This is a genomic window from Mesorhizobium sp. M1396 (assembly GCF_040317725.1).
Lineage (GTDB): Bacteria > Pseudomonadota > Alphaproteobacteria > Rhizobiales > Rhizobiaceae > Mesorhizobium.
The window spans coordinates 1-3,977 of the sequence record NZ_JAMYLA010000124.1 but is presented as its reverse complement, the minus strand read 5'-3'; the positions used below and the strand labels follow the sequence as shown (position 1 = coordinate 3,977).

The 3,977-nt window shown below is 61.9% G+C and carries 2 protein-coding genes; both read right to left on the bottom strand.

All coding sequences use genetic code 11. From position 1 onward, the window contains the following. Positions 1 to 644: 644 nt before the first annotated feature. Positions 645 to 2,810 carry an adenylate/guanylate cyclase domain-containing protein gene (locus NKH02_RS34120; protein WP_352884227.1) on the bottom strand — a complete coding sequence of 722 codons (2,166 nt, stop codon included), beginning with the start codon at positions 2,808 to 2,810 and terminating at the stop codon, positions 645 to 647. A gap of 478 nt (positions 2,811 to 3,288) precedes the next feature. Continuing rightward, positions 3,289 to 3,977 (bottom strand): IS91 family transposase (locus NKH02_RS34115; RefSeq protein WP_352884226.1); only part of this gene is annotated, 689 nt, incomplete at its 5' end.

The following is a 3,977-nucleotide window of genomic DNA, read 5'->3' as shown; positions in this document are numbered from 1 at the left end:
TCACCATCGTGCCATGGCCGCTCGCCCCTCAGAGCAAGCGCCGTTCTCTCTCCAAAACTTTTTGCAGAACCTTCAGGACACTATCAAATTCGCCAAACGGCACCTGGGCCCGAATGTCTTCCTTGCGCGATGTTGAAGCGGGATGGGCAACCAGGTTGCAACCTCGAGTTTGCGGTCGATGGCAATATGGAAGTGTCAAGTCCTTACCACGGCTGACACTTGCAGCCGGGTTCGAATGCTCCAGACCTCACGCGGCCTGAGAGGAGGCCTCTGACCAACAACCTGGCTTCTGTTGCAATGGCTCCAGATGCGGACCGTCCCTTTTTCGGTTGGCGTGATGGCCGAAACTGGCGCAACGATGATTTCCAACGTGGTCGCCGGCGATGTCGGCTTTTCAGGAATCGTCAAGTCTGACCTCTACGGCAGACATCGGCGCGAACATGACCTCCAGCATTGTCACCCGTGATGTCCGCTTCCGGGCGGAGGCACCGAAGGCGAAGCGTTGAGGCGGTCATTTACTGCATCATCACCTTGCGTCGGTCGAGACCGTTGCGTTGCGCTCGTCGTGGCGGGATCAGCGGGCAGAAAGGTCCGCAAGCAGTTTCGGTTCGGAATGGAATATCGCCGGCAGGTCCGGGGTGGTCTTATTTGACGGTCGAAAACTCAAAACGATCGAAACGGAAGACTGCCGTATACTCGTTGCGTCGCTCCGGCGTCCCGGCAGGATTGCGGAAGATCGCGCCGCAGGTTGTCTGAACTTTCGGAATGGCGTCGCACAGGAAGTTCTGCTGCACCCAGCTGGTTTCTTTGTCTATCCATGCGCCTCCCCCGCGCAGGTCACGACCGAGGATGAGCGACCTGATCTCCGAACCGGTAAGCCGGTCCTTGGCATCCAGATCGACCTCTTCCGGCAACTCCGGCAAACCGGCCTTGTCCAGGCCGTCCAGCAGACGCCCGATGTCAGCCGGGTTCATGAACACAAAGTATCTCTGCGTGACCAGCTGGTTTGCCCCTCCATCCTTTCGTTCCCACATGACGTTCCTTAGCCTGTCACTATAGGCCGCGACCTGGTCGCTGCGCCCGAGATGTGCGTAGGCCGAAACCAACACCTGCAGGCCGTAGAATTTCGGCCATGGATCGGGCGACTGGAGATCGATCCTTTCAAGGTAGTCGACAGCTTCCTCGAAACGACCCTGGCCAAATTCAGCCAGCCCAGCCAAGTAGTGCCGATGGTCATTGCCGCCTGGGTCGACACGGTTGGCCGCGACGAGGTAGTCTCGCGCCTCGTTCGGCCTGCCATTGAAATTCAGGGCTTCTGCCAGCCCGACATAGTTCAGGGGATCGCTCGGGTCGAGCGCCACTGCCTTGAACATAACCGCGACTGCCTCGTCGGACCGATGCTCGCGAACCAGCAAACTGGCGACGAGCTGATAGTAGGACGGCGAAGGATGCTTGGCCGCCTCCCCTAGGTACTTGTAGACGTTGTACAGCGCACCGATGTCCGAAACGACTAATGCTTTGCCCCGCGGCCCGTCCATGTCCCAATAGGACCACGCGAGCGAGGCTGCCGCCGCGCCGAAATCCGGATCGAGTTCCAGCGCCTGCTGGAAAAACCTCACCGCCTGAGCAAACTCGTCTGGAGTATTGCGACGATTGTAGATTTCCATGCCCTGGAGGTAAGCTTCGTAGGCTGCAGGATTGCGCGTGCCCCCCGCGACATCTGCCTTGCCTTGGGCGCTGACGAGACGGAGCTTGAGCGCGCCCGCGATGCTGACGACGACCTTGTCCTGCAGCGCAAACACATCCGTCCACTGGCCGTCGAAACGTTCTGCCCAGAGATGACCGGTGGTCGAGCCATCGATCAATTGCGCGTTGATCCGCATGTCGTCGCCGACCCGACGTATCGAGCCCTCCAGTATGTACCGGACACCAAGCGCTGCGGCGACCTCAGCGGGTTCAGTCTCCTTGTCCTTGTAGGTGGAAGCCGCGTTTCGCGATACGACGAACAGGCCGGGCACGCGTGCAAGTTCTGTGGTCAGGTCCTCGGTGAAGCCGTCAGCCAGATAACCTTGCGCCTTGTCGTCGCTGAGATTGTCAAATGGAAGCACGACGAGGGATGGCCGGGTGTCGGCTTTCGCATTGGCCGTCAGAGCGGTGGGCCGAGGCGGTGACTCCCACGGTCGCCACCACGCTGCTGCAAGGCATACTGCGACAACAAGGACCCCAATAGCGACGGCCAGATTGCGCCTGAAGCGTGGGTGTCGATTGACAGCCATGGGCTTTCCCGCCACCGCGGGATCGAGCAGCACCCGGTACGCCTGCACCGGTTCGGCGATGTTCTTCAGCTTCTGTTGGCCCATCGGCTCAAAGCCGAAAGCCAACTTCTTCTCAACCTCTTTTGCGACCTTTGCCGAGACACAGATGCCGCCAGGTTCCGCTAGTTGTTGGAGCCTGGCAGCGACGTTGACGCCCTCGCCATATCGGTCCTCGCCCTCGACAATCACCTCGCCGAGATTGATCCCGATTCTGACGCGAGTCCGATGATCCTCGGAAACGGCGGCGTTGCGTTCCGCCAGGGCGTGCTGCAACGACACGGCACATTCGACCGCCTCCACGACGCTGCCGAATTCGGCCAGCAGTCCATCGCCCATCAGCTTGAAGATGTGGCCATGGTGGCGGGCAATTTCGGGTTCGAATAGTTCCTTGCGGCCGGCCTTGAGACGCTCGAACGTGCCCTGTTCGTCCTGCTCCATCAGTGCGGAGTAGCCGACCACGTCCGCGGCAAGAATGGCAGCGAGCTTTCGCTCCATGACCGCCCCCATTGGATAGCATCACACTGCGCGACTGATAGTACCACAAGCTTGGGAAAAGCGCATTGGAGACGCCGGCTTCACGTGCCCATCAGCCGGCGGCACGCGAGATCGACCAAAATCGCGGCAAGCCGACGCAGCTTCCAGGATTGGTGAGGGATCGACGGACGGCGACTATGCTTAAGGGTTTCGGGTGCCGTCAGGCGTACGAAAGTCTCTCATGCAGGAACCCGCGGGCCGCAGACGATTGCCTATGGGGATTTGTGCCTCGGGGTGTGCCAGCGCCTATCGCGAACTTCCGCATAGGATGCGGTGGGGATGTCGTGGGAGCCGCTTCCAGGCCAGATCGCAGAGCCTGTAGGGTTGATTCCAGCGGCATTGGTATGCGTGACGACCGGCGCCACGGCAACGTGCACATAACATCCCGTTGACCGGCGCCGGCGTGGCGCGGTCGTACGAGCAACTTGGCCATGCCGGGTCATGGGGCGTTCTCCCGGTTCGGCGCTCTTGAGGCAGGCGGTGCACGAGGCTGGCACCACCGTTCGAACCTCTCGATGACGACCATGCGCCCGCCGCAGCAAGGGCAAGGCGGGCGGACGTCAGCCGGCTCTTCCGGAGTGTCGTCTTCGGGCGGCGGAGCGACGTCCAGCAGTTCGCGCGCGACTGCGAGGCTAGCCTTGCGGGCGGAGCCGGCGAGCAGCCCATAGTGACGGATGCGGTGGAACCCACGCGGCAGGACATGGAGCAGGAAGCGGCGGATGAACTCGTCGGCTGCAAGCGTCATGGCGCGCTGGCGCTCGGCACCATCGCGGCGATAGTCCTTGTAGCGGAAGGTGACTCCAGCCTCGTCGAAGGCGATCAGGCGGCGGTTCGAGATGGCGACCCGGTGAGTGTAGCGCGACAGGTAGGCGAGCACCGCTTGGGGTCCGGCGAAGGGCGGCTTGGCATAGACCACCCAGCGCTTGCTGCGAACAGGCTTCAGATGCCGCAGGAAGGCCCGACGGTCGGCCAGGTGTGCCGCCGATCCGAAGAAGGCGAGCCGACCGGCGTCGTGCAGCGCGTCCAGCCGGGTCAGGAACAGGCGGCGGAACAGTTTGCCGAGCACGCGCACTGGAAGGAGAAAAGCCGGACGCGACGATATCCACCGGCTTCCGTCTGGCGCGATGC

Coding starts and splice junctions, on each gene's coding strand:
- NKH02_RS34120 (WP_352884227.1), bottom strand. CDS start 2,810: ATGGAGCGAAAGCTCGCTGCCATTCTTGCCGCGGACGTGGTCGGCTAC.